Origin of the sequence: Shewanella sp. POL2 (genome assembly GCF_000282755.1) — a bacterium.
Taxonomy (GTDB): Bacteria; Pseudomonadota; Gammaproteobacteria; order Enterobacterales; family Shewanellaceae; genus Shewanella; species Shewanella xiamenensis.
This window is the reverse complement of record NZ_AKZL01000018.1, coordinates 42,325-64,157: the sequence shown is the minus strand read 5'-3', so window position 1 is coordinate 64,157 and position 21,833 is coordinate 42,325. Positions and strand designations below refer to the sequence as shown.

At 44.6% G+C, this 21,833-nt stretch carries 25 protein-coding genes; 10 read left to right on the top strand and 15 right to left on the bottom strand.

Features of this window, described 5'->3' with window-relative positions; all coding sequences use genetic code 11:
* Window positions 1-253 precede the first annotated feature (253 nt).
* From SHEWPOL2_RS06980 to SHEWPOL2_RS06965, 4 genes are all read right to left on the bottom strand, one after another.
* Window positions 254-721, bottom strand: coding sequence for a hypothetical protein (locus tag SHEWPOL2_RS06980; RefSeq protein ID WP_037427304.1), 468 nt, complete (start codon window positions 719-721; stop codon window positions 254-256).
* An 86-nt stretch (window positions 722-807) separates the two neighbouring features.
* Complete coding sequence (locus SHEWPOL2_RS06975) at window positions 808-1,335, bottom strand: M48 family metallopeptidase (protein WP_037427302.1); 528 nt, start codon at window positions 1,333-1,335, stop codon at window positions 808-810.
* 56 nt (window positions 1,336-1,391) lie between these two features.
* Complete coding sequence (locus tag SHEWPOL2_RS06970; RefSeq protein ID WP_037419582.1) at window positions 1,392-1,829, bottom strand: DUF3010 family protein; 438 nt, start codon at window positions 1,827-1,829, stop codon at window positions 1,392-1,394.
* 114 nt (window positions 1,830-1,943) lie between these two features.
* The gene (locus tag SHEWPOL2_RS06965; protein ID WP_037427300.1) at window positions 1,944-3,293 is read right to left on the bottom strand and encodes a DEAD/DEAH box helicase; all 1,350 of its coding nucleotides are present in this window, start codon (window positions 3,291-3,293) and stop codon (window positions 1,944-1,946) included.
* Window positions 3,294-3,372: 79 nt separating this feature from the next.
* Here SHEWPOL2_RS06965 and SHEWPOL2_RS22860 point away from each other — a divergent pair, with 79 nt between their 5' ends.
* The 8 genes from SHEWPOL2_RS22860 to SHEWPOL2_RS06930 all read left to right on the top strand — a co-directional run bounded on the left by SHEWPOL2_RS22860 (window position 3,373) and on the right by SHEWPOL2_RS06930 (window position 10,756).
* Window positions 3,373-3,546 carry a hypothetical protein gene (locus SHEWPOL2_RS22860; protein WP_156312309.1) on the top strand — a complete coding sequence of 58 codons (174 nt, stop codon included), beginning with the start codon at window positions 3,373-3,375 and terminating at the stop codon, window positions 3,544-3,546.
* A gap of 116 nt (window positions 3,547-3,662) precedes the next feature.
* Window positions 3,663-4,610, top strand: a complete 948-nt coding sequence (rssA, locus tag SHEWPOL2_RS06960; RefSeq protein WP_037427298.1) for a patatin-like phospholipase RssA — start codon at window positions 3,663-3,665, stop codon at window positions 4,608-4,610.
* Window positions 4,611-4,722: 112 nt separating this feature from the next.
* Complete coding sequence (locus SHEWPOL2_RS06955; protein ID WP_037427297.1) at window positions 4,723-5,403, top strand: hypothetical protein; 681 nt, start codon at window positions 4,723-4,725, stop codon at window positions 5,401-5,403.
* Between the two features lie 303 nt (window positions 5,404-5,706).
* Window positions 5,707-7,824: an anaerobic ribonucleoside-triphosphate reductase gene (nrdD, locus tag SHEWPOL2_RS06950; protein ID WP_037427295.1), complete on the top strand. Its 2,118-nt coding sequence runs from the start codon at window positions 5,707-5,709 to the stop codon at window positions 7,822-7,824.
* Window positions 7,825-7,939: 115 nt separating this feature from the next.
* Window positions 7,940-8,401, top strand: coding sequence for an anaerobic ribonucleoside-triphosphate reductase-activating protein (gene nrdG, locus SHEWPOL2_RS06945; protein ID WP_037427292.1), 462 nt, complete (start codon window positions 7,940-7,942; stop codon window positions 8,399-8,401).
* A 125-nt stretch (window positions 8,402-8,526) separates the two neighbouring features.
* Entirely contained in the window at window positions 8,527-8,883 is a 357-nt protein-coding gene (locus SHEWPOL2_RS06940) for a YibL family ribosome-associated protein (protein WP_037427290.1), read from the top strand.
* A 263-nt stretch (window positions 8,884-9,146) separates the two neighbouring features.
* Entirely contained in the window at window positions 9,147-9,758 is a 612-nt protein-coding gene (ribA, locus tag SHEWPOL2_RS06935; protein ID WP_037427288.1) for a GTP cyclohydrolase II, read from the top strand.
* Window positions 9,759-9,871: 113 nt separating this feature from the next.
* Window positions 9,872-10,756 carry a hypothetical protein gene (locus SHEWPOL2_RS06930; RefSeq protein WP_037427286.1) on the top strand — a complete coding sequence of 295 codons (885 nt, stop codon included), beginning with the start codon at window positions 9,872-9,874 and terminating at the stop codon, window positions 10,754-10,756.
* 39 nt (window positions 10,757-10,795) lie between these two features.
* On the opposite strand, the gene SHEWPOL2_RS06925 is transcribed toward SHEWPOL2_RS06930, so the two are convergent.
* Entirely contained in the window at window positions 10,796-11,248 is a 453-nt protein-coding gene (locus tag SHEWPOL2_RS06925) for a FlxA-like family protein (RefSeq protein WP_037427284.1), read from the bottom strand.
* A 164-nt stretch (window positions 11,249-11,412) separates the two neighbouring features.
* On the opposite strand from SHEWPOL2_RS06925, the gene SHEWPOL2_RS06920 reads away from it, so the two are divergent.
* Entirely contained in the window at window positions 11,413-12,522 is a 1,110-nt protein-coding gene (locus SHEWPOL2_RS06920) for a PQQ-dependent sugar dehydrogenase (RefSeq protein ID WP_082389610.1), read from the top strand.
* 211 nt (window positions 12,523-12,733) lie between these two features.
* On the opposite strand, the gene SHEWPOL2_RS06915 is transcribed toward SHEWPOL2_RS06920, so the two are convergent.
* The 4 genes from SHEWPOL2_RS06915 to SHEWPOL2_RS06900 form a co-directional block, all read right to left on the bottom strand.
* A complete protein-coding gene (locus SHEWPOL2_RS06915) occupies window positions 12,734-13,102 on the bottom strand; it encodes a VF530 family protein (RefSeq protein WP_037427282.1) in 369 nt (122 codons plus the stop codon).
* A gap of 125 nt (window positions 13,103-13,227) precedes the next feature.
* Window positions 13,228-14,676, bottom strand: a complete 1,449-nt coding sequence (locus tag SHEWPOL2_RS06910; protein WP_037427281.1) for a carbon starvation protein A — start codon at window positions 14,674-14,676, stop codon at window positions 13,228-13,230.
* Between the two features lie 195 nt (window positions 14,677-14,871).
* Window positions 14,872-15,582 (bottom strand): two-component system response regulator BtsR, encoded by a 711-nt coding sequence (gene btsR / locus SHEWPOL2_RS06905; protein WP_037427280.1) that lies wholly within the window; start codon window positions 15,580-15,582, stop codon window positions 14,872-14,874.
* The gene (locus SHEWPOL2_RS06900) at window positions 15,579-17,261 is read right to left on the bottom strand and encodes a sensor histidine kinase (protein WP_037427279.1); all 1,683 of its coding nucleotides are present in this window, start codon (window positions 17,259-17,261) and stop codon (window positions 15,579-15,581) included. The genes btsR and SHEWPOL2_RS06900 overlap by 4 nt, the downstream gene beginning before the upstream one ends.
* Before the next feature lie 128 nt (window positions 17,262-17,389).
* Between SHEWPOL2_RS06900 and SHEWPOL2_RS06895 the strand changes: the two genes are divergently transcribed.
* On the top strand, window positions 17,390-17,641 hold the full coding sequence (locus tag SHEWPOL2_RS06895) for a YecH family metal-binding protein (protein WP_037427277.1): 252 nt from the start codon (window positions 17,390-17,392) through the stop codon (window positions 17,639-17,641).
* Between the two features lie 109 nt (window positions 17,642-17,750).
* Here SHEWPOL2_RS06895 and SHEWPOL2_RS06890 read toward each other — a convergent pair whose 3' ends face one another.
* The 6 genes from SHEWPOL2_RS06890 to SHEWPOL2_RS06865 form a co-directional block, all read right to left on the bottom strand.
* Complete coding sequence (locus SHEWPOL2_RS06890; RefSeq protein ID WP_037427275.1) at window positions 17,751-18,092, bottom strand: hypothetical protein; 342 nt, start codon at window positions 18,090-18,092, stop codon at window positions 17,751-17,753.
* Window positions 18,079-18,747 (bottom strand): AAA family ATPase, encoded by a 669-nt coding sequence (locus SHEWPOL2_RS06885; RefSeq protein WP_011623182.1) that lies wholly within the window; start codon window positions 18,745-18,747, stop codon window positions 18,079-18,081. The genes SHEWPOL2_RS06890 and SHEWPOL2_RS06885 overlap by 14 nt, the downstream gene beginning before the upstream one ends.
* A gap of 77 nt (window positions 18,748-18,824) precedes the next feature.
* Complete coding sequence (locus SHEWPOL2_RS06880) at window positions 18,825-19,127, bottom strand: PilZ domain-containing protein (protein ID WP_037419625.1); 303 nt, start codon at window positions 19,125-19,127, stop codon at window positions 18,825-18,827.
* 150 nt (window positions 19,128-19,277) lie between these two features.
* The gene (locus tag SHEWPOL2_RS06875) at window positions 19,278-19,682 is read right to left on the bottom strand and encodes a phosphate-starvation-inducible PsiE family protein (RefSeq protein WP_011623180.1); all 405 of its coding nucleotides are present in this window, start codon (window positions 19,680-19,682) and stop codon (window positions 19,278-19,280) included.
* A 152-nt stretch (window positions 19,683-19,834) separates the two neighbouring features.
* Window positions 19,835-21,010 carry an NnrS family protein gene (locus SHEWPOL2_RS06870; protein ID WP_037427273.1) on the bottom strand — a complete coding sequence of 392 codons (1,176 nt, stop codon included), beginning with the start codon at window positions 21,008-21,010 and terminating at the stop codon, window positions 19,835-19,837.
* Between the two features lie 288 nt (window positions 21,011-21,298).
* Window positions 21,299-21,808: a DUF2062 domain-containing protein gene (locus SHEWPOL2_RS06865; RefSeq protein WP_037419631.1), complete on the bottom strand. Its 510-nt coding sequence runs from the start codon at window positions 21,806-21,808 to the stop codon at window positions 21,299-21,301.
* Window positions 21,809-21,833: the final 25 nt, after the last annotated feature.

Below are 21,833 nucleotides of genomic sequence, written 5' to 3'. Positions count from 1 at the left end.
GTATTTGTCAGGCTTTTTGTTGGGTTTGTTGTTTAGCTGCATATGCTTGGATAAGACTGCTTGCTTAAATTTGATTAAATTTCGCCCTTGTTATCGGTATTTAAAATAATAAATCGAGCCACTTTAGGCTTTAGTGAGCGTACAGGTATTGATTGAATGACGTGTGAATAGCGAAGATAGCTAGCAGAAAATATCTAACCACTCTTACTTTGAGATATCTTCAAATTTATTTAATCAAGATCGATAAACAATATTAACTTGCCTGGCGTTTCTGCATCGCTTTTAACGCACATTTACATAGACGCCCCTTTAATGCAGGACATCCTCCACAGGGAGACTTTTTATAAGGACGAAGTGCAAAGCTTCGCTCTGTCGGTAAGGGGGAAATACGTTTGATGGCTGCAAAGGATAAAAATTGTGCATCATTTGCGGCATTAAAATGCGCTTTGGCTAATTTTAATTGCTGCTTACGGGCTGCTTTATCAAGATCTTGAATGTGTTGTTTGGTAATATACTCAGCCAATAATTGATTTAAGTGCTTGCGTTGTGCTTTTTTACTTTTGGCCGCAGTCGTCTGTTTTATTGGTTCCGCTGAGAAAGATGATTTTGCAGCATAGTTAACTGATGCCGCATAGGATAATGTTGCCTGTTGCTTTTGCAGTTTCTTGGCTTGTTTCTTACACCATTTTTCTAGCTTTCTACCAATATTTTGCGTTTTCATACAGCCTAAGTACGTGACAGATAATACATGACTATTCTAAATGAAAACTATTATCAGTCAACTCTTGGGTCAATAAAAATAAGTACTCAAACTGAGTCTATTGAGTGCGCGATATAAGGGGATTGATTGGCATCAATACAGGTCAGCAGTAAGCGCAGATCAAATTCAAATTGGTGGTAATCTGGTTCCATATAAGTACACAGATTATAAAAAGCTTTATTGTGATCCTTCTCTTTTAGGTGGGCGAGTTCGTGCACCACTACCATTCGTAACAAAGGTTCAGGTACACGTTTTAAGCGAGAAGATATACGAATTTCATTCTTCGCTTTGATTTTGTTACCTTGCACTCTAGATACGTAGGAATGTAAGCCAAGTGCATGATGACTCATGCTAATTTTGTCATCAAAGATCACTTTCGATAGGGGAGAGGATTGGCGTAAAAACTGATTTTTTATCCCTTGGGTATAGTCGTAGAGGGCTTTATCGCTGCGGATATGATGAATGTGCGGATGACGGCGAAGCAATACTTCCCCAAGCTTGCCACTTTGTAAAAGCTGTTCAACTTGGCGTTGGATATCTAGGCTATAACCACTGACATATTTTAGGTTTTGCATGATGCTTGCGACATGTAAGAGGCTTGGCGCTAAGTGATAGCGCCAAGCAAGAGCACTTAAGCTTTACCAAAAATATGGCGATTTTGCTGAGCGTAGGCAGCCTCAAAGGCGGGTTGTTGGAAGCGTTTCAGATCTAAGCTATCAAAGTCTACCTGAGGTGGATTGCGCTTATTTTGTTCCTTGATCGCCACTGGAGATAGCAAGGTTACAGGCAGCTCGCCTAATTGAATTGCGGCTTCGAGTTTGAAGCTAGTAGCAGAACCTGCCAGTTTGCCTTTTTGCTCACGCTCAATAATGACAATTTCATCGATCTTGTAATCTTCCATCAACTTATGGAAAGCAAAATGAAACTCACGAATTGCCTCCGTCGATGCCGACTGTGCAATGCTAAAAGACACTTTACGGCAGCTGGGTACGTTGAAGGTTTCACCTTCGTAACTGAGCAGACTGATGATGGCTTCGCCACCTTTTAATTCAACACCACAAATTCGCATGTTACACCTTTAACTATTTCAAATTACTTATGTATCGCCGGAAGAATCGCTCCAGCGAGTCACTCATTTTGAGCGCTCAAGTTTCACGGACTTGAGCTATCTTCTGCGTTATTTTTAGATCTCGTCGTCATTATCTTGTAGCAGTTGTGCCACAGGTTTTTTGCGCATTGGCGCATCACCGACATCAACACCCGTGATAAAGCGTTTATCACGGGATGGCGCTGCTTTAACAAGGTGCGACTTAGGTTTAGATTTGGCTTTGGTGTTTGCCTTTACTACACCTTTAGTCGCGACGGACTTTGGCTTTTCTTTTAGACCACTAAATTTAGCTTCGAGCCCTTTAATTACACTGATTTCGAAGGTTTTTCTTAAAAAAAGTTGTACTTTTTTAAAGTTATCCCAATCCTTAGGACCAACTAAGGAGATTGCGTCACCTTTGGCGCCCGCGCGGCCAGTGCGGCCAATGCGATGAACATATTCTTCGGCAAATTTGGGCATATCGAAGTTAATGACTAAGGATACATTCAGTAAGTCTAAACCACGGGATGCCACATCTGTGGTCACCAATATTTGCTGCTGACCACGGGCAAATTGGTCCATGATCTGGTTACGTGCCGTTTGTTTTAACTCGCCACTTAAGGCGGCGGTTGCAAAACCTTGAGCCGAGAGCTTAGCGGCTAACCGCTCTGTATCGGCACGGGTGGCGGTAAAAATAATCACTTGCTTGTGCGATTCATCCGTCAGTAAACGACTGAGTAGGGCTTCTTTATGATCTAAATGATCACACAGATAAATTCGCTGCGAAATATCCTGATGTTCACTGTGGGCCGTGCCTATTGCCACATGTAATGGATTTTTAAGTAATGCCGCCGCAATCTCATTGATTTCACTATGATCTAAGGTTGCTGAAAACATTAAGGTCTGACGACGTTTATGATCGGCCGCCTCGTTGATAGCTTTTAACTGTGGCGCAAAGCCTAAATCCAACATACGGTCGGCTTCGTCCAAAACTAACAACTCTAATCCATTGAGGAATAAGTTTTTTTGTTCTAAGTGATCAGCGATTCGCCCTGGTGTTGCAACAATAAAATGCGGCTCTTTTGCCAGCGCTTTAGCCTGATCGTTAAAGTTTTCACCGCCCAATACACTAATCGCTTTATATTGGGTATTGGCCACCAATAAGCGTAACTGACTGTACACCTGATGGGCTAATTCGCGGGTCGGTAATAAAATTAATACTCTAGGGTCGCGCTTACTGAGGGCGCGGGTGGAGATAACCCTTTGCAATGCGGGCAGCAAAAATGCCAAGGTCTTACCTGACCCAGTCTTTGATGATGCCATTAAATCTTTACCTGCCAATGCGATAGGTAATGCTTGTTCCTGGATGGCGGTTGGGGTTGCAATCCCCATATGCTTTAAGCTTTGTAACAGACGCTGGTCCAGAGAAAAATCAGTAAACTGCAAAGGTATATCCCCTAAATCTGAGTGAGGGCAGATTATAGCGCTAAATCACTATGGTCAGCTATCTTGATTGGGCATAATCTTGCGTAATCATCTAAATAGCCACTTATTTGCTTGGCTTGTGTCACGCTCGATATTTGCCCCGAGTGCTATGTTTAGCCAAATTGGCTATGAACTTACAGGATATCAAGCGACGATGTGGTTACTCTCTGCCCAAGGGGATAAGGCCGAGCGTAAACCATATAAATGTATCTAATGACTGGCTAGCGTAACGGTTTATGTTGTCTAATGATTGACAACACTTTGGCTGGAATTTAGCTTTTTCACGTCATAGCGCTTCTTTAAATCATCGATTTATTAAGGGAATTTATTATGAGTAAGGGGACAACTCCGACGATCGGTATTGCCTTAGGCAGTGGTGCAGCCAAAGGTTGGGCGCATATTGGCGTACTCAATGGGCTTGCCGCCATGGGAATTAAACCCGATAAGGTCGCTGGATGCTCAATCGGCGCCCTTGTTGGCGCTGCTTATGCCCATAATCATTTAGCGGAACTTGAAGAGTGGGTGCGCAGCTTCTCTAGTTGGGATGTGTTGGGACTGATGGATATTCGTTGGCGTAAAGGTGGGCTAATTGGCGGCGAAAAAGTATTCGATGTGCTGCAATCGCGGATTGGTGATATCAATATCGAGGATTTAGAGCGTCCCTTTGCGGCCATTGCTACGGATCTGTATTCAGGTCAGGAAATCTGGTTTCGCCATGGTGATTTACGCCAAGCCGTACGGGCCTCTTGCTCTATGCCTGGGATATTAGCGCCTGTCCGTCAAGGTGAGCGTTGGTTGGTGGATGGTGCAGTTGTTAATCCTGTCCCCGTTTCGGTGAGCCGTGCTATGGGGGTAGATATTGTCATTGCCGTTGATTTACAAGGTTTTCATACCGGTCGATTACAAGTTTTACCCGTTAATATGACCAGCCATCGGGCATCTAAAGATGAAACCCAAATGCCCGCGCGCCAAGAAACGGGTTTTATGGATTTATTCGCCCGCGGGCGAGAATATGTCGGTAGCTTAACCGATAAGTTTTCCCTAGGGACTAAATCTAATCCCGGTATGATTGCGGTGATGTCCCAGTCGATGAGTATTTTAGAGCAGCGGCATAAACGGGCGCGTTTAATGGGTGACCCTCCCGATATCTGTGTTGTACCCGAAGTCGCGAATATCGGCACCATGGAGTTCCACCGAGCAGCTGAAGCCATTGCAGCAGGTGAAGCTGCCGTGGCAAAAGTGGCACATTTAATTGAAGCTGCGATCTGGAAAGGCTAAAAATGTCAGGATGAATTTATCTGTTAATTACGATATGACACTACTTACTGCTTGATTGGCTTAGTTTTTGCTTTAAAACCATTAATCAGTATTAGACGCCGAATTATTGACGATGAATTCTCTTTTAAATGCCCTTAATCTAAATCGTAGCAGTGCCGCTGAAGCTTATGGCCTGAATAGCAAAAAGACGGAGACAGGTAAAACTGAATCGAGTACGGAGTCAAACTCCTCAGCCAAAGAACCCCCTAAGGTTGATACTAAACCGAGTGACGAGATAGCGCTGTCACCACGGGCACTGCGAGCACAAAAAATTCAGGCCATGTCGAAAGATTTTTTTGCTGATGGCAAATTTAGCGTGGCTGAGATACCCGCTTTAGTCTCGCGGTTACAAAAAGACGGTATTCTTTCCGATGCACAGGTGGAACGGCTCTCGCAAAACGGCATTAGTTTGCCAAGCCAAAGTACCAATAAGCAGTCTTTGCAGGATTTTATCGATGATGAGCTAAAGTCTTTGGCTGAAAAATCGCCTAATAGCCCGATGATCAACACGTTAGTAGATGCTAAAAATGTGTTAAAAAACATGGATGATGCCCAGTCGCCAGTGCTGGCACAAAAGGCGACTAAAGTGTTTGGTCAATTAACGGATTATTTGAATAGCAACCCCACCATGAGCGATAGTCAAAAACAGTTATGGCAGGGACTTAAATCAACGATGCAGGTGGCTTCATCCATGGGGATGCAGCAATCGGCGTTGGGACAATTGAGCAGTTATCTTGCCTTAGCTAAGCGCTAGTCTTATTTACAATATTCTTTCAAAAACAATAGACTTTGGCTTCTGGGTCAAAGTCTTTTGTCATTATTAGCGCCATTTCCTGTGTCTACTATCTTGCTTTAGCATCAAGGTCAAGGCCTAAAACTGAGATCATTGGGTTTGGCAGCAGTTCTTATTTGTTCTTTTTATCCATCCGATAAATCATGATCTGGATCATGGAATTTTAGGTGTCGATGCCGCTTAATTGCCTACATATTGTGTTGATAGATTATTTAATCACTATATATAGTGTTAATTTTAATCGGGATGGAGAGGAATTAAACAATGCCAGTCGTGATCAAGCGGGATGGTTGCCGCACACCTTTTGATGAAACAAGGATAAGAGATGCAGTGGTCGCTGCTGCAAACTCGGTTGGGATAGAGGACGCAGATTATGCCGCGACGGTAGCCGCTTGTGTGAGAGAACGAGTGGCGAATATGGCAGAAGTTGAAATCCACCATCTACAGGATGCGGTTGAAAACCTATTGATGGAAGGCCCTCATAAATCATTGGCACGGGTCTACATTGAATATCGTCACGACAGAGACATTTGCCGCGATGCTACCAGTAAGCTCAATCTTGAAATCCGTGGTTTAGTCGAGCAGAGCAATGCCGCACTGTTAAATGAAAACGCCAATAAAGACTCTAAAGTGATCCCAACTCAACGGGATCTGCTGGCGGGCATCGTGGCTAAACATTATGCCAAGAGCCATATTCTGCCTAAGGATGTGGTGGCTGCGCACGAAATCGGTGAGATCCACTATCACGATCTTGATTACTCGCCCTTTTTCCCGATGTTTAACTGTATGTTGATTGATTTGGCGGGCATGTTGACCCATGGCTTTAAGATGGGCAACGCCGAAATTGAGACCCCAAAATCGATCTCTACCGCTACGGCCGTGACGGCGCAAATTATTGCCCAAGTGGCAAGCCATATCTATGGCGGCACCACGATTAATCGTATTGATGAAGTGTTAGCGCCTTTTGTGGCCAAGAGTTATGACAAACATTATCAAGTGGCACTGAACTGGCAGATTAAAGATGCTAAAGCCTATGCCACTGCTCAGACTGAAAAAGAATGCCACGATGCTTTCCAATCCCTTGAATATGAGGTGAATACCTTACATACCGCTAATGGACAAACCCCGTTTGTGACCTTTGGTTTCGGTCTAGGTACTTCGTGGGAGTCGCGTTTAATTCAACAATCGATGCTGAAAGTACGCATGGCGGGGTTAGGTAAAAATCGTAAAACAGCGGTGTTCCCTAAATTGGTGTTTGCCATCCGTGATGGTATTAACCACAAAGTCGGCGATTGCAATTACGATGTAAAACAAATGGCCCTTAAATGCGCCAGTATGCGCATGTATCCAGATATTTTGAACTATGAGCAAGTGGAAAAAGTGACGGGGTCGTTTAAAACCCCTATGGGTTGCCGCAGCTTTTTAGGTTCCTATAAAGAAAATGGTGAACTCGTCCATGAAGGGCGCAATAACCTTGGCGTTGTTAGCTTAAACTTGCCACGTGTTGCGCTAGAAGCGAATGGCGATGAGGCTGAGTTCTACCGTATTCTGGATGAGCGGCTATTACTTGCCCGCCGCGCATTAGATACGCGTATCGAACGGTTAAACGGAGTGAAAGCCAGAGTTGCGCCGATTTTGTATATGGAAGGTGCCTGTGGCGTGCGCTTGCGTGCCGATGATGATATCGCCCAAATCTTTAAAAATGGTCGGGCATCGATTTCATTAGGTTATATCGGTTTACATGAAACCATTAATGCGCTCTATGGCACTGAAACCCATGTGTTTGATGATGCTAAGCTTCGTGAAAAAGCGGTGGCGATTGTTGCGCACCTTAAAGCGGCTACCGACGCATGGAAGGCCGAAACGGGTTATGGATTCAGCCTTTATAGCACCCCAAGTGAGAGTCTCTGCAGTCGTTTTTGTAAGCTCGATGCGCGCCAGTTTGGTGTGGTTGCGGGTGTAACCGATAAGGGCTATTACACCAATAGCTTCCATTTAGATGTGGAAAAGCACGTGAATCCTTACGATAAAATCGATTTTGAGCAGCCATATCCCGCCATCGCCAATGGTGGTTTTATTTGCTACGGCGAATATCCTAATATGCAGCACAATATCGAAGCGCTCGAAAATGTCTGGGATTACAGCTATAGCCGTGTACCTTACTACGGTACTAACACGCCGATTGACGAATGTTATGATTGTGGTTTTACCGGCGAATTTAGCTGTACTAGTAAAGGATTTACTTGCCCTAAATGCGGCAACCATGAGCCAAGTCGAGTGTCTGTTACGCGCCGTGTGTGTGGTTACTTAGGCAGTCCCGATGCCAGACCGTTCAACCATGGTAAGCAAGAAGAAGTGAAGCGTAGGATCAAACACTTGTAACATTTTTGCCTTGTTGTGTTTGTTACACTGATATCAGCACAGTCGCTTAGCATGGGACTGTGCTTTGATTTTTAGCCAGTCTGGCGCTCCTTGTATTTCGTATTGGACTTATACAATGAACTATCAGCAATATTATCCCGTTGATGTGGTCAACGGCCCAGGCACTCGGGCCACCTTATTTGTTTCAGGCTGTGAGCACCAATGCCGTGGTTGCTATAATCAAAGTACTTGGGATGTGCGCTCTGGCCATTTATTTGATAAGGCAATGGAAGATAATATCATCGCCGATTTGCAGGATACGCGGATCGTTCGCCGTGGCTTATCACTCTCTGGCGGCGATCCACTTTTACCCGCCAATCTTGAGGGGATTTTGGCGCTTGTTAAGCGCGTGAAAGCTGAATGTCCCGGTAAAGATATTTGGCTGTGGACGGGCTATATATGGAATGAATTGAGCGATAAACAGCGTGCGGTGCTGGAATATGTAGATGTGCTGGTGGATGGCAAATTCGAGCAAAATCTTGCAGATCCGAGCCTTCCATATCGGGGTAGCAGTAATCAGGTGATCCGTTTCTTATAAAAGCGGTAACGAGGATCGCTAACTTGCTGTTATAATCCCACACCTTGACACAGTGACCCAGACAAACAGGCCAAAGATTAGGTAAATATCGACTGGGATTCGCTAAAGTAATTTAAGGTAACATAATGAATTTAAAGCAAGAACTGCAGCAGCTAAACGATAAGTTAGATAAGTTTCGTCGTAAACTGGCGGCGGCAGAGCAACGTGGCGATGTTGTCATCGTGGCGCAGTTTAAACGCGAGATTGAGGCTGTTACTAAGCAAATCAATAGCGTAAAAATGCAGCAGTCGCGTTTATTACAAAAGCAAGGGGTGGATATTCAGCACTTGCCATTTCACCGCGCCCTCACCAAAGCCGAGCAAGCCGATATGGGTCAACTGAAAAAGTCAGTAAAAGGCTTAGTTGTTGTGCACCCAATGACTGCTTTAGGGCGCGAAATGGGCTTGACTGAAGTAACAGGTTTTGCACCAGCAAAATTTTAAGCTACATTGCTAAGTTATTCAATAAGTTGCAAAATAGAACACTTATCTATTTTGCAGCGCCTTGGCTCGACATATTACCCATTGAGCTGAATGAGTCACCCAGTTAATAGCTTAGTTTTGTAGTTGATTAAATTACTAAAGTATTTCGTGATTGCTGAAAACACTTTAGAATAGGTGCGCCGTAGGCTAAGTACCTAATCATTGTTTTGTTTATGGATGTTCCTTCCGTCTCATGGAATGAGAGTTGTCGTTAAGGTTAAGTCATGTCGATAAAATATGTCGCGACGTCAAAATTACCCACTCCCTGGGGCGTTTTTGCCATGCACGGTTTTGAAGATACCGAAACCGGTAAAGAGCATGTTGCCCTCACATTTGGCACCCTAAGTAGCGATGCTCCTGTTTTAGGCCGTATTCACTCTGAGTGTCTCACGGGCGATGCCTTATTCAGCTTACGCTGTGACTGTGGATTCCAGCTGCAAACCGCGATGCAAAACATTGCCGAGACCGGCAGTGGGTTTATCTTATATTTGCGTCAGGAAGGTCGTGGTATTGGTCTGCTAAATAAGATCCGCGCCTATGAGTTGCAGGATAAAGGCGCCAATACGGTTGAGGCGAATGAACAGTTAGGTTTCCCTGCGGACATGCGTAAATACGATATGATCCAGCCTATGCTTGAGCAGATTGGCGTAAAGCATGTACGCTTAATGACCAATAATCCTCGCAAAGTCAAAGCGATGAAAGAAATCGGCATCGAAGTGGTTGAGCGCGTACCCTTACAAGTCGGTAAAAATCGCTATAATGAGGCTTACTTAAAGACTAAGTCCACTGAGCTTGGGCATATGATGTCTGAGTATCATTTTACGGATGAACAGTAGTTCTTAGTGCAATAAATTTACCGATTAGGCTGCAAATTAGGATCTGTTTGCGTAAATTGAATATCATTTTTAGTCGGTTTATCGTCAACCTCAGCTCCATTTCGGCGCTATCAATGGGAATTGTTTTCCCGCTGTTGGCGTCGACAGAGCCTGTTTCAAACTTCAGTCACCCGCAAGATATTGCAGCATTTGCCCCCCAATCTTCCCAAGCGTTTTCGAAGATTAGCCCTGAAACGCCGATTGATGGGAAAAATAATCCTAACTCTGTTTATGCCTTTGGCAGCTACCTTGGCACAGGGGTATATCGAGCTGCTGAGCAAAATGCCACCGTCGTTAGTATTCCGTTAAACTTTGATTTTTTGAAGGATGATAGTAGTCAGACTTGGCTGCGTTTACCCTTATCTTTCGGTTTTTTTGACTACTTAGCCAAAGACATCACCGACGGCGAATTGCCATCGTCAGTTGGCACCATGACGATAACGCCCGGCATCGAGCACCATTGGCAGGCAACGGCAAATACGCGGATGGAAGCCTATTTGGATGTGGGCTTTGGGACAAATTTTGAGACCGATGCGAATGTGGCGATTTTAGCCTCAGGTGTAAGTACCTTGTATGATTTTAGTCTTGCGGGTGAAGACAGCGTCTGGGTATCGAGGTTAAAGTTTGCGGGCTATAGTGAGCGGGTAGGAAAATTAACCGACCAATTTGCGGTATTGCAAACCGGGGTAGATATTGGCCTTTCGCCGCGCTGGCAATGGCTGAATATCCAGATGCAACCTAGATTATTTGCGGTCGGTTATTGGTACTTCAACGAGCTGGATTTTAGCCAAGATACTGAAGATGAAACCATTGTCTCTGGAAGCTATGAGTTTGGTGCCACACTGGCATTTTCTAAGCCTTTGGGCGGCGATCTCCTCGGCATAGATAGAATTGGCATCAGTTATCGAACCGGCGACGGGTTAAATATTTGGCGTTTATTGTTTAGTTTCCCAATCTAGTTTACAGCTACCAAGATTGAAAATGATTCTGTACTCAGCTTAGCCTGCGGCTTTTTGTGCATCGCGCATTTTCTGGTCCATTAACACGGCAATTTGGTTACCGAGTTGCATAATTTGTTCCTGCAATAGCTTACGTTGCTGAGCCGCGGCCTTCGAATCATCTCCTTCCAGTTTCGTGAGCATCTCCTGCAAAGCTTTGATTTGCTCTTTCAGACGCTTAATTTGTTCATCAATGATAGATTTGGGTTCTTCATTCTCAGCACTTTCCGTCTGTTGCCGTTTTTCCGCGGTTTGACCTCTGAGAGAAGCGCCTACTTCGGTAGCGAGAGCTTGTCTTCCGGCATTGGATATATTGACCGTTTCTTGCGTGCTGGTCTCTGCCGACGAATTCTCAGAAGCTGAGCTAGCTGTTGGCGTAGTGGTGATATAAGCGCTGGAAACAGATTTGAAGGCGCTGCTATTTGCGGTCGTATTTAATCCATTAATGTTCACGATAGGCTCCATAAGTACCTGAAGGTTATTTATCGAATTATCGGCCTTGAGATAAAAAACTTAAGTGCTAAGCATCCTATTTGATACAAAAGGCGTATCTAGGATAGGTTAGGGGATTAATGGTTAAGGTCGTTCACTTTTTGACTGATAAGGATATGAAAGATATGGCTCGTAAACTACAAATAACATGCGCTGCATTTTTGGCTTTGAGTGGAATAAGTGTGCCTGCGATGGCTAAAAATATTTTAGATAAACTGACCGTTGCAGAAGGCTTTAACCTGAGCTTATTTGCAGATAATGTTGACAATGCGCGCGCAATTGCCGTATCCGAAAAGGGCATTGTCTATGCGGGCTCGATGAAGGCCGGGAATGTTTATGCCCTTATCGACAGTAACCAGGACGGTGTTGCCGATGAGAAAATTCTGGTTGCCTCTGGACTAAAGCTACCATCAGGTGTGGTGATCAAAGATGGCGACCTCTATGTCTCCGAAGTGGAGCGCATCATTCGCTTCAAGGATATTGATAACCACTTAAACTCACCAACATTTGAGGTGGTCTTTGATGGGTTTCCAACTGAAACCCACCATGGCTGGAAAGTACTAGGGGTTTCACCGACAGGCGAGTTAATCATTCCTGTAGGCGTGCCTTGTAATGTGTGCGAGGAGAATGAACGCTATGGACGTATTTTCTCGCTCAATCTCGAGACTAAAAAATTAACCACCATTGCCCAAGGAGTTCGTAATTCGGTCGGATTTGATTTTCAGCCCGGCACTCAAACCCTTTGGTTTAGCGATAATGGCCGCGACATGATGGGCGATGATATTCCTCCCTGCGAAATCAATAAGGTCAGTTACTTGGGTGAACATTTTGGCTTCCCCTATGTGCATGCAGGTACAATTCTTGACCCTGAGTTTGGCCAAGGTAAAGATCCTGCCAAATACACCGCTCCTGCGCTCTCCTTAGGGGCTCACGTGGCGCCACTAGGCATTCATTTTTATCTTGGTAAACAGTTCCCTAGCGATTATCAACAGCAGTTGTTTGTGGCTGAGCATGGTTCGTGGAATCGCACTAAGAAAGCGGGTTATAAAGTGGCCGTGGCGACGATAGAGCAAGGCAAGGTGGTCAAATACACTCCATTTTTAACTGGCTTTATGCAGGGCGAGCAAACCTTTGGTCGCCCAGTGGCCTTTGCTGAATTGGCCGATGGCAGTTTACTCGTGTCGGATGATTATGCAGGGGCAATCTATCGCGTCACTTATCCGCAGACAAAATAGCCAATAGGTGAAGTCTTAAACGCTTATTCTTAGCCGTTGGCTTGATTAGCAGGGGACTCTTGCCAATCATGGTTGCCCACCGAAGGATATTGGATTGGCGCTAATCTAGCTGATAGACAGATTAAAAAATAATGCGCGGGATAATTGAATTAATTATTCCGCGCATTTTTGTCTGTTCCTGTGAATATGCGTTTGAATATTCGAGCGAAATTTAGTCGCGCTTGCCCCAGATATGGCTATTAATCTGGCCATCTGTTGCGGCTATCGATGTAACCGTACTTGCCTGAGCTGGTTTCTGTGCTGGTTTTGCAGGTTTTTTGGCCGATGTTTTCGCTGGTGCATTGGATGTTTTCGCGGCGGGCAACGGCAGTTTATTGGTTTTTAAATATAAATATTCTACTTTTTCCCGTGCCCAATCGGTTTTTCTTAAAAATCGTAGACTCGATTTGATACTCGGATCTTCGGTAAAACAGCGGATCTTGATGCGAGCTCCGAGTTCTTCCCAGCCATAGTGCTCAACGAGTTGTGTGACTATGGTTTCCAGTTTGATGCCGTGTAATGGGTTATTTTCTTGAGTCATTTTGTATAAATTACCGTGAACAATAATCGGATTATACCAGTATTATACCGATTGACTAAAATCATAGATAAAAAAACGGGCACTCATCAGTGCCCGTTTGCTTTGTATATCAATATTGTTGGAAATTAAGCTTCATCGGGTAATTCGCTGTCGCTATCAACTTCACCTTTACCTTTGGTTTTCACAATCAGTAAGCCTGTGATGACTAGCGTTGAAACAGTCCCTGCGATGGTGGATAAGGTCATCGGTAAGCCTGCACCTAAAGTTGCAGAGTTAAGTAGGAAGGTGATAACTACTGTGGTCATAAACATGGCTGGAATGGTGGTGATCCAGTGCAGTTTATTGTGACGCAGTAGGTAAGCTGAGGCCGTCCAGAGCATTAATACAGCTGTCGCTTGGTTAGCCACACCGAAGTAGCGCCAGATCACGCCGAAGTCGACTTGAGTCAGTAAGCCACCAATCACAAACAATGGAATAGCTAACACTAAACGTTTAGGTAAAGCCACCTGCGGCATGTTAAAGAATTCAGCCAAAATCAGACGAGCAGAGCGGAAAGCCGTATCGCCTGAAGTAATTGGCAGAATGATCACACCAAGGATTGCCATAAAGCCACCCACTGCGCCTAACAGACCAGTTGATGCTTCGTATACAACGTTTGCAGGGTTACCCGCCATGCCTGTGCTTAATCCTTCAACACCGTGGAAGTAAGACAGTGCAATCGCACACCAGAGTAGGGCGATGATACCTTCACCGATCATGGCACCAAAGAACACAAAACGACCGTTCTTTTCGTTTTCAACGCAACGTGCCATCAGTGGTGATTGCGTGGCGTGGAAGCCTGAAATCGCACCACAAGCGATGGTGATAAACAGCGCAGGCCATAATGGCATATCTTTAGGGTTTAAATTTTGGAAGAAGTCGCCCGCTTGCACATTGGGCAGTAGCGTATGTTCGCTTGATAACATGATCGCAAAGGCTAAACCAAATGACATGAAGAACAACAGCGCGCCAAAGAAAGGATATAAACGGCCGATAATTTTATCGACAGGTACCACAGTGGCAATCAGGTAGTAAACGAAGATAATCGCAACGAAAATGCTAACATCCCAACCCGTTAGCTTGCCTAACAGGCCTGCTGGCGCAGAGATAAACACCACACCTACGAGCAATAATAGAATGATGGCAAACACATTCATAAAGTGCTTGGCACTTTTGCCTAAATACTTACCAGCAAGGTTTGGTACAGATTGACCACCATTACGGACCGACAACATACCGGAGAAGTAATCGTGCACCGCTCCTCCAAAGATACAGCCGATCACAATCCACAACATCGCTGAAGGACCGTAGAGCGCCCCGAGGATTGGACCGAAGATTGGACCCACACCTGCGATATTCAATAATTGGATTAAGTACACTTTGCCTTTCGACATAGGCACATAGTCCACACCGTCGGTTTGGGTAAAAGCCGGTGTTTGACGTTTTTCGTTGATACCAAATACCTTTTCGACAAAGGTACCGTAGATAAAGTAGCCGCCGATCAATAGACCGACACAGAGTAGGAACCACATCATTTTAGTTATCTCCCCATTTTGAGTTGTGCAGAGTGTAAACAAGTTGTTTACATAAAACAGGGGTAACTGGGTGAGAGGTCGATAATGCTGACTCAGCGGCAATAGAATGGGGCGAGCGGTTGTATGAGGATGTCATTCATAAGTATTAACCGCCTCCAGCGGCTTAGATACGCGCATTAGTGGTTAACAATGGGGCTATTGGAAGCCGAACAATTGCTTAAGACTTTTTAAATAACGGCGAGAAACGGGCACTTTGTCGCCAAGCAGAGTCGTGACTTCGGCGCCAGTATCGAGCAGCTCTATTTCGGCAATGGCTTTGGGTGAAATCAGATATTGGCGATGGCAACGCACTAGCGGTGTTTTTTCTTCCAGCACTTTAAGGGTAAGTTGGGTATGGACTTTGCCCTTGGTACAGGCGACATGAATACCGCTTAAATCACTAAAAACATACTCAACATCTTGAATGGGGATCACTTTTAATTTACTACCGCTGTAACAGGGTAGGTGCTCGAGGCATCGAGGCGCGATCAGATTCACGGCTTGCGGAGTGAGGTCCTTACGAACACGTTTTAGGGTTTGGCTGAGTCGATCGGCATCTATTGGCTTAAGTAAATAATCAAAGGCATGATTATCAAAGGCTTTGACGGCAAATTCATCAAATGCAGTGACAAACACGATTTTAGGTAAGGTGTCGGGATCGAGCATAGCAATCAGTTCCATGCCTGAAATACGTGGCATTTGGATGTCGAGAAAAACTAATTGAGGCTTTTCTTTGGCAATGGTTTGCAATGCTTCTATGGCGTTGCTGCATTGGCCAATAATCTCAATGTCGGCTTCTTGGCCGAGCAAATCCGCAAGTTCCTCGCGGGCAAACAATTCATCATCGACAATCAAACAAGTGATCACGTGCTAGTTTCCGTCTGTTCTATGGGTAAGCGGATGGTCACCTTGGTGTATTCATCCGGTTTGCATTCAACTTGGATGCCATACTGTTCGCCAAACAGATTTTGTATCCGTTTATGAACTAAATTCATCCCCAATCCCTCAGAATCTATTGAGGGTTGATAAAGGCCAGCGTTATCTGTCACCTCAAGGGCTAATATATGGTCATCCATACGTCCAGTGACCTTGATTTGTCCTTGCTCAATCATATGGGAGGTGCCATGTTTTACCGCATTCTCAATGATGGGTTGTAGGGTAAATGCAGGCACTTTACAGTGGTAAAGTGATTCAGGTATAGCAATGTTGACCTGTAATTTATCAATAAATCTCGCTTTCTCAATGGTGAGATAAGACGCTATGTGATCGAGCTCATCCCCGAGAGTGACTAAACCCGTGGTGCGTTTTAAATTGATCCGTAAAAATTGCGACAATTGCTGTAATAGCTGTTTTGACATATCGGGATCGCGCTTAATAATCGCACTGATGGTATTGAGAGCGTTGAATAAAAAGTGTGGATTCACTTGAGCTTGCAGTAATTTTAATTCCGCTTGGGTGAGTAGGTTTTGCTGCTGTTCAAAACGGCCGTAGAGGATCTGGTTCGACAATAGCCGAGCAATCCCTTCCCCTAAGGTGCGGTTAATGTTCAAAAATAGTTTATTTTTTGGCTCGTATAACTTGATGGTGCCAATGACTTCGGTGTCGCTGCGAAGTGGGATCACAAGGCTCGAACCGAGTTTACACTGGCTCGAAATCGAGCAGGAATAGGGCATCTCCACCCCATCGGCGAACATCACCTTGTTTTGGTTTATGGCCTCAAGGGTGATTTTTGAGGAAATCGGTGTTCCAGGGATATGATGGTCGGCACCAATACCGATAAAGGCCAAAAGTTTTTCTCTGTCCGTAATGGCAACAGCACCCACATTGGTTTCTTCAATGACAATTTGCGCGACCTTGCCGCTGCTTTCTTCGTTAAACCCCTTAGAAAGCAGCCCAACACTGCGCTCGGCAATTTTAAGCGCCTTGGTTGAGAAACTAGAGGAGAGCTTGTCAAACATGGTTTTTTGGTCGCGGATCATGCTCATAAACAGCGCTGCGCCAATGGAATTAACCAACAGCATAGGCGGAGCTATCTGCCGCACTAATTCCCATGCGGCATCAAACGGGCGTGCAATCAGCAAAATAATGCTCATTTGCATCATTTCGGCGTAAAAGGTCACCAAACAGACTAAGAGAGGATTGTAGATAAGTTCACTTTTACCCGCGCGGCGTAGGTAAAAACTGAGCATTCCCGCGGAGAGTCCTTCGAGAGTGGTTGAAATCGCGCAGGCTAAATCGGTAAAGCCACCCATGCTGTAGCGGTGTAAACCGCCAGTGAATCCGACTAAAAATCCGGTGACAGGACCGCCGAGTAAACCGCCTAGCACGGCACCCATGGCGCGAGTATTGGCAATGGCCCCTGAAGTTTGCTCACCAAAATAGGTCGCCATGATACAAAAGCTAGAAAAAACCAGATAAATAAATATTTTATGAGGTAGGCGCGGTGATGTTTCTGCAAACAGTTTAAAAAGAGGTGTTTTACTGACTAAATAAACAATCACTAAATAGAGTGACATCTGTTGGGTCAGTAGCAAGATCAAGGACATAGTGGCTCACTTTATCGTCACAGCGGTCAGCGCAGTTATTGACATTGGCAGTATGTGCGCGAGATCAGGGTTAAAATTCAACAGTTCGGTTATAAAGCCTAATCTTATTTGCATCTTTTGGAGAGACTATGTCCGATTCTGTTCACGGTCATGACGTTATGGCGCTGATGGTAGCGCAAGCTCATCCCGTTTTAAAGCCTCAGTTTATTGCTCTGATGACTGAAACCTTTGGTGAAGCAGCGCGTTATCACACTTGTAGTGCCGAAAACCTTACTGCGGAGGAGTTAATTTTTTTGTTGTTGAGTAAAGGGAAAATGGCAGAATCAGCGCAAGGGCTCGCCCTTGTTGCTGGGCGGCAGTGTCATCATTCTGATCATTAAGTATGGCTAATCTGGTCTATGAGCCGCGCAATAGCTTGGGGTCATAGGCCATCACTTGCTGTTAAAGAAAGGGCGATCAACGGATTGGTTTACCTTGATGCCATAAAGATTAATGCTCATCCTGCTTACTTTTATTTACCACTTCAAGCTGTTCTGCAATTGTTTTTTGACTGAATTCATCAATCAAGATCCGCAATAAGCGTGATTTGGCGATTTTAGTTCCTTTGGCGAGCCCATCTAATTGGGTAATACTGGTTTCCGTTAAGGTAAAGGTGGCATGGCGATAAATTTTGGCTGACTTTTTATCTAAGCCTTTTGGCTCTGCGGGAGGGACCGCTAAAATACTCGCTTTACCTAAAGCATAGTTATTGGCATCTTCGATAAAATCCTCAATAGAAACCGTTTTGATAACTTGTTTTGGTTTCTTGCGTTTAAGATCAGTTAAGCTCATAACTATTTTCTGGTGGTAAGGTGAACAGCTCATCCACTATGGCGCGGATCTCGTCGGCCGCTTTCCCATCTGGCTCAATTTCCATTACGGACGATCCTTTTTCCTCACTGTCATCGTAGATATTTCGGCAAAAAGTCACCGAATTGAGTACGCGTAATCCAAAGGATTGGACCACTTCTTTGGCCTCTAAAATACGCTTTACTTGGGTGGGCAAAGCGGGACATTGGGTTAGCACAATGGTTGCCACCATTTTGGGATTAACCATCTTACAGGTGCTGAGCATATCTTCCATATGGGGTAAGGTTTTAAGATCGCGACGTTTGGGTCTAAGTGGGATAACTACGTAAGTGGCCACCGACATGGCGGCGCGCATAGCAAGGTTATCTTGACCGCCACAGTCAACAATGACGTAGTCGAAGCGTTCATTAAGACTGAGCAGATCGTTACGTATTTTGCCGTAGAGCTGAATACAATTGATTGCAGGGAGGCTAGGGTCGTTGTTTCGAGCTTGGATCCAATCGGATGTTGTACGTTGGGGATCGCAGTCTACCATTAGTACATTGGCGGCAAATTTTTGCTTTATATAAACCGCAAGATTTTGCGCGAGGCAACTCTTGCCACTGCCACCTTTCTCTCCACCCACCAGCAATATCATAGCAATGTCCTTTGTACGAATAGTTCAACTAATTCAGTGTAGAACAGCTCAATCGACCCTGCGTAGCTAGATTGAAATTAAAGCAATTGCATCGCGACATGATAACTTTGATCATGACGTTTAGAGCAGCGGCAAACTTGGCCTTTTACGCTATTTTGTCGGGATGTTTCTGGATTGAATGTCACGTTAACTAATTCACCGAGTTCAAATGGGTTTTTATAATCAAACAGAATGCCTCTGCGGGCTAAATCGATACATACGCCTTCGTCTGTATGTTCAACGCCATTCTTATCAGTCCAATGCAAGAGCACGCGTTCAGCTTCCATATCTACTCGAAGTGAGCTGCGTTTTTCTTCAAATCCAACTGGATGTTCACCCATAACTCAATTGTCCCGTAAATAATTGATCTCAGTAAAACTAGCATAATTGCTTTTTGGCAGAATACCAATCTGAAAGCGAGGGATTTGGAAGGATTTTGCAGGTAAAGAATGGCGCCATTGAGCTTGGTTGGCAATGGCGCCCAGTAGTCATTAGTTATCGTATTCTTGATTTTTAGGATAGGGCATTTTTAATTGGCCCCAACGGATCACGATGACCGTTGCCGCAAGGATCAAGGTTGAAAGCGAAATTGCGGCGATGCGCCAGTCATCCATACTCTTCATATCTAAGATCAAATAACGTGCAAGGGCAACAATGGCAATATACAGCGGCATGCGCACGGGCAATTTTCCCGATTCTGCATAATTAGCAACCATGGCCAGTACTTCGAGATAAATAAACAATAACAACAGATCGGCAAGGGCGACTGCGCCGACATTAAATACATGGACAATTTCTTGACCAATAGCAACCACAGTCGCTATTGCTATGATGATTAAGACGAGATGCTCAACTGCTTTTAAGCCTTTGGCACCATATTGACGATAAAATGGCATGGGTACTCCCTACTCAATATTTTTGTAAATAGTAACAGTAAAAATACTTTAGGTAGGGAAAAGAGACGCGATTCTCTGTGACTCAATTCACAAGATAGTAATTGGTTGTCTGCTATAGGTACCGCGCCATGAGTTTTCTCGAGTCACCTTGCTTAGCCTGGCCGTCCATCGGCTCTGACGCGACAAAGCATTGGTGCGTAGTAGTAACAGAAACACCCAAAAGCCAGCATCCAACAAATAATGGCTGCGAGCATTAATTCGATAAACCATGCACTGGGTAAACCCGCTAAGACACGGAACACTGTAGCCAGTAATATTAACCCAAAAGCCAGTGTCATTGGCCTAGCGGGTTTTAGTTGTCTGCCGGTATGGCCTAGCGATACCCTCGACATCATTGCGAGGATCATGCCGCCAAGTCCTCCAACAGTAATGGCATGCATTCCTACGGAAAGTGGTAGTCCTGTAGCAATCAGTATCAAACCAATGGGAATACATAAGTAACTTAAATGCAGTGACCATAACAGCGGCACAGACCAACTTGCCTGCCATCCCCAACGAGACCAACGTAGTAACAGCACCAGACCCGCAATACCAGCCAGAGCGCGCGTCAGTAATATTATCTGCGGTAAAAAGAGACTCGCAACAAGCGTTAATAGGCTGGCAAAACTTAACCACTCCAGTACGGGAATGGCGGAGTGTCTTTGCCATTGGGTGGCGCGCTCAGTAAAGAATGGGATCACTCTACCACCAAGCAGAGCAACAATTACCCCAACAAGGATGACTGCTGCATAAAGACCATTATTAGCCCACTGTAATTGATTAGTTATTAAACCGTAATAGCTAAATCCATTAAAAAGCGTGAGTAAACTGAGAATAGGGATAAACACAAAGTTACGCCATTGGCGTACTTTAACCACAGATATTGATAATGCAACTGCGGTTAAGGGTAAAAACATCAAGTCGATGATCATGATCGCCACAAACGGAATATCTAGCGGCAATATAAATAAAAGCCTTGGTAGTAACCAGACCGTAAATAGCCCTATAAGAGGTAAGCCTTTCAACCCAGGTTGCCCTGTCCAGTTTTGCACTGCGGTGAGTAAAAAACCTGCGACGACGGCACAGGCAAACCCAAAAATCATTTCATGACCATGCCACCATAAAGGATTGATGTTGTTAGGAAGTAATGACAGACCGGAAAGAAATCCTCCCCAGATCCCTAAACTTAATAGACTAAATAGACTCGCAAATAAGAAGAAAGGTCTAAAACCTAAGCGGAAAAGCGGTAGTTTAGGTTGTAAATGTGCAGGTTCATCAATATTCAACATAGTGACAGCGTAGTAGTGAAACACGAAAAGTATTTTAAGCTGCAAATTAAATGAATGTATATATCTACTTATGAGTAGCTTGTAAGTAAGTGTCCGGGTGAAGGGATAAAGATAGTCTTATCGCCGTGGTTTAATCTATTGATAAGGTAATAATAAATTGCAATAGAGGACGTAAAGGAAATACAGGGATGCAAACGCTAAAAAGGTGTTAATGCTTAACTTGTTCAATTAGGAAAGTTAATTTCTCTAACATAAAACAAGTTAAGCCATTGTGTCTGCAAGCCGCATTTATTTGGTCTTACGCTTTTGCCACTTAAACATGATCGAGTATTTCCAGAGGTTACTGATCATTAAATATCCTACAGTGGAAAACACGATCCCTAATACTAGGCAACCTAGTAGGAATGCTGGCCCAATTGTGGCTAATGAGGCTTCTATCCATTGCCAGCTTGCCTCAAAGGCAAATTCCTGCGGTGCGTGGCCCAGAATTTTTGCACCTAATAAATAAGCCCCATAAAACATAACTGGCATCGTAAGTGGATTGGTGATCCAGACTAAAGCGACGGAAACGGGAATATTGACATTAAAAAGGATTGCAAAGGCCGCGGCGACCACCATCTGAAAAGGCATTGGGATCCAAGCGACAAACAAGCCTATGGCAAAGGCCCCCGGTGCAGAGCGTCGATTAAGCGCCCAAAGATTAGGATTATGTAATAAGCGACCGAAAATGCGTAGGTGTTTGTGCTCACGCAGGGTTTCAGGCTTAGGCATAAATCTTTTTATTAATTTTTTTGGCATAGGCTGAAATTGCTGTCTTAACTTA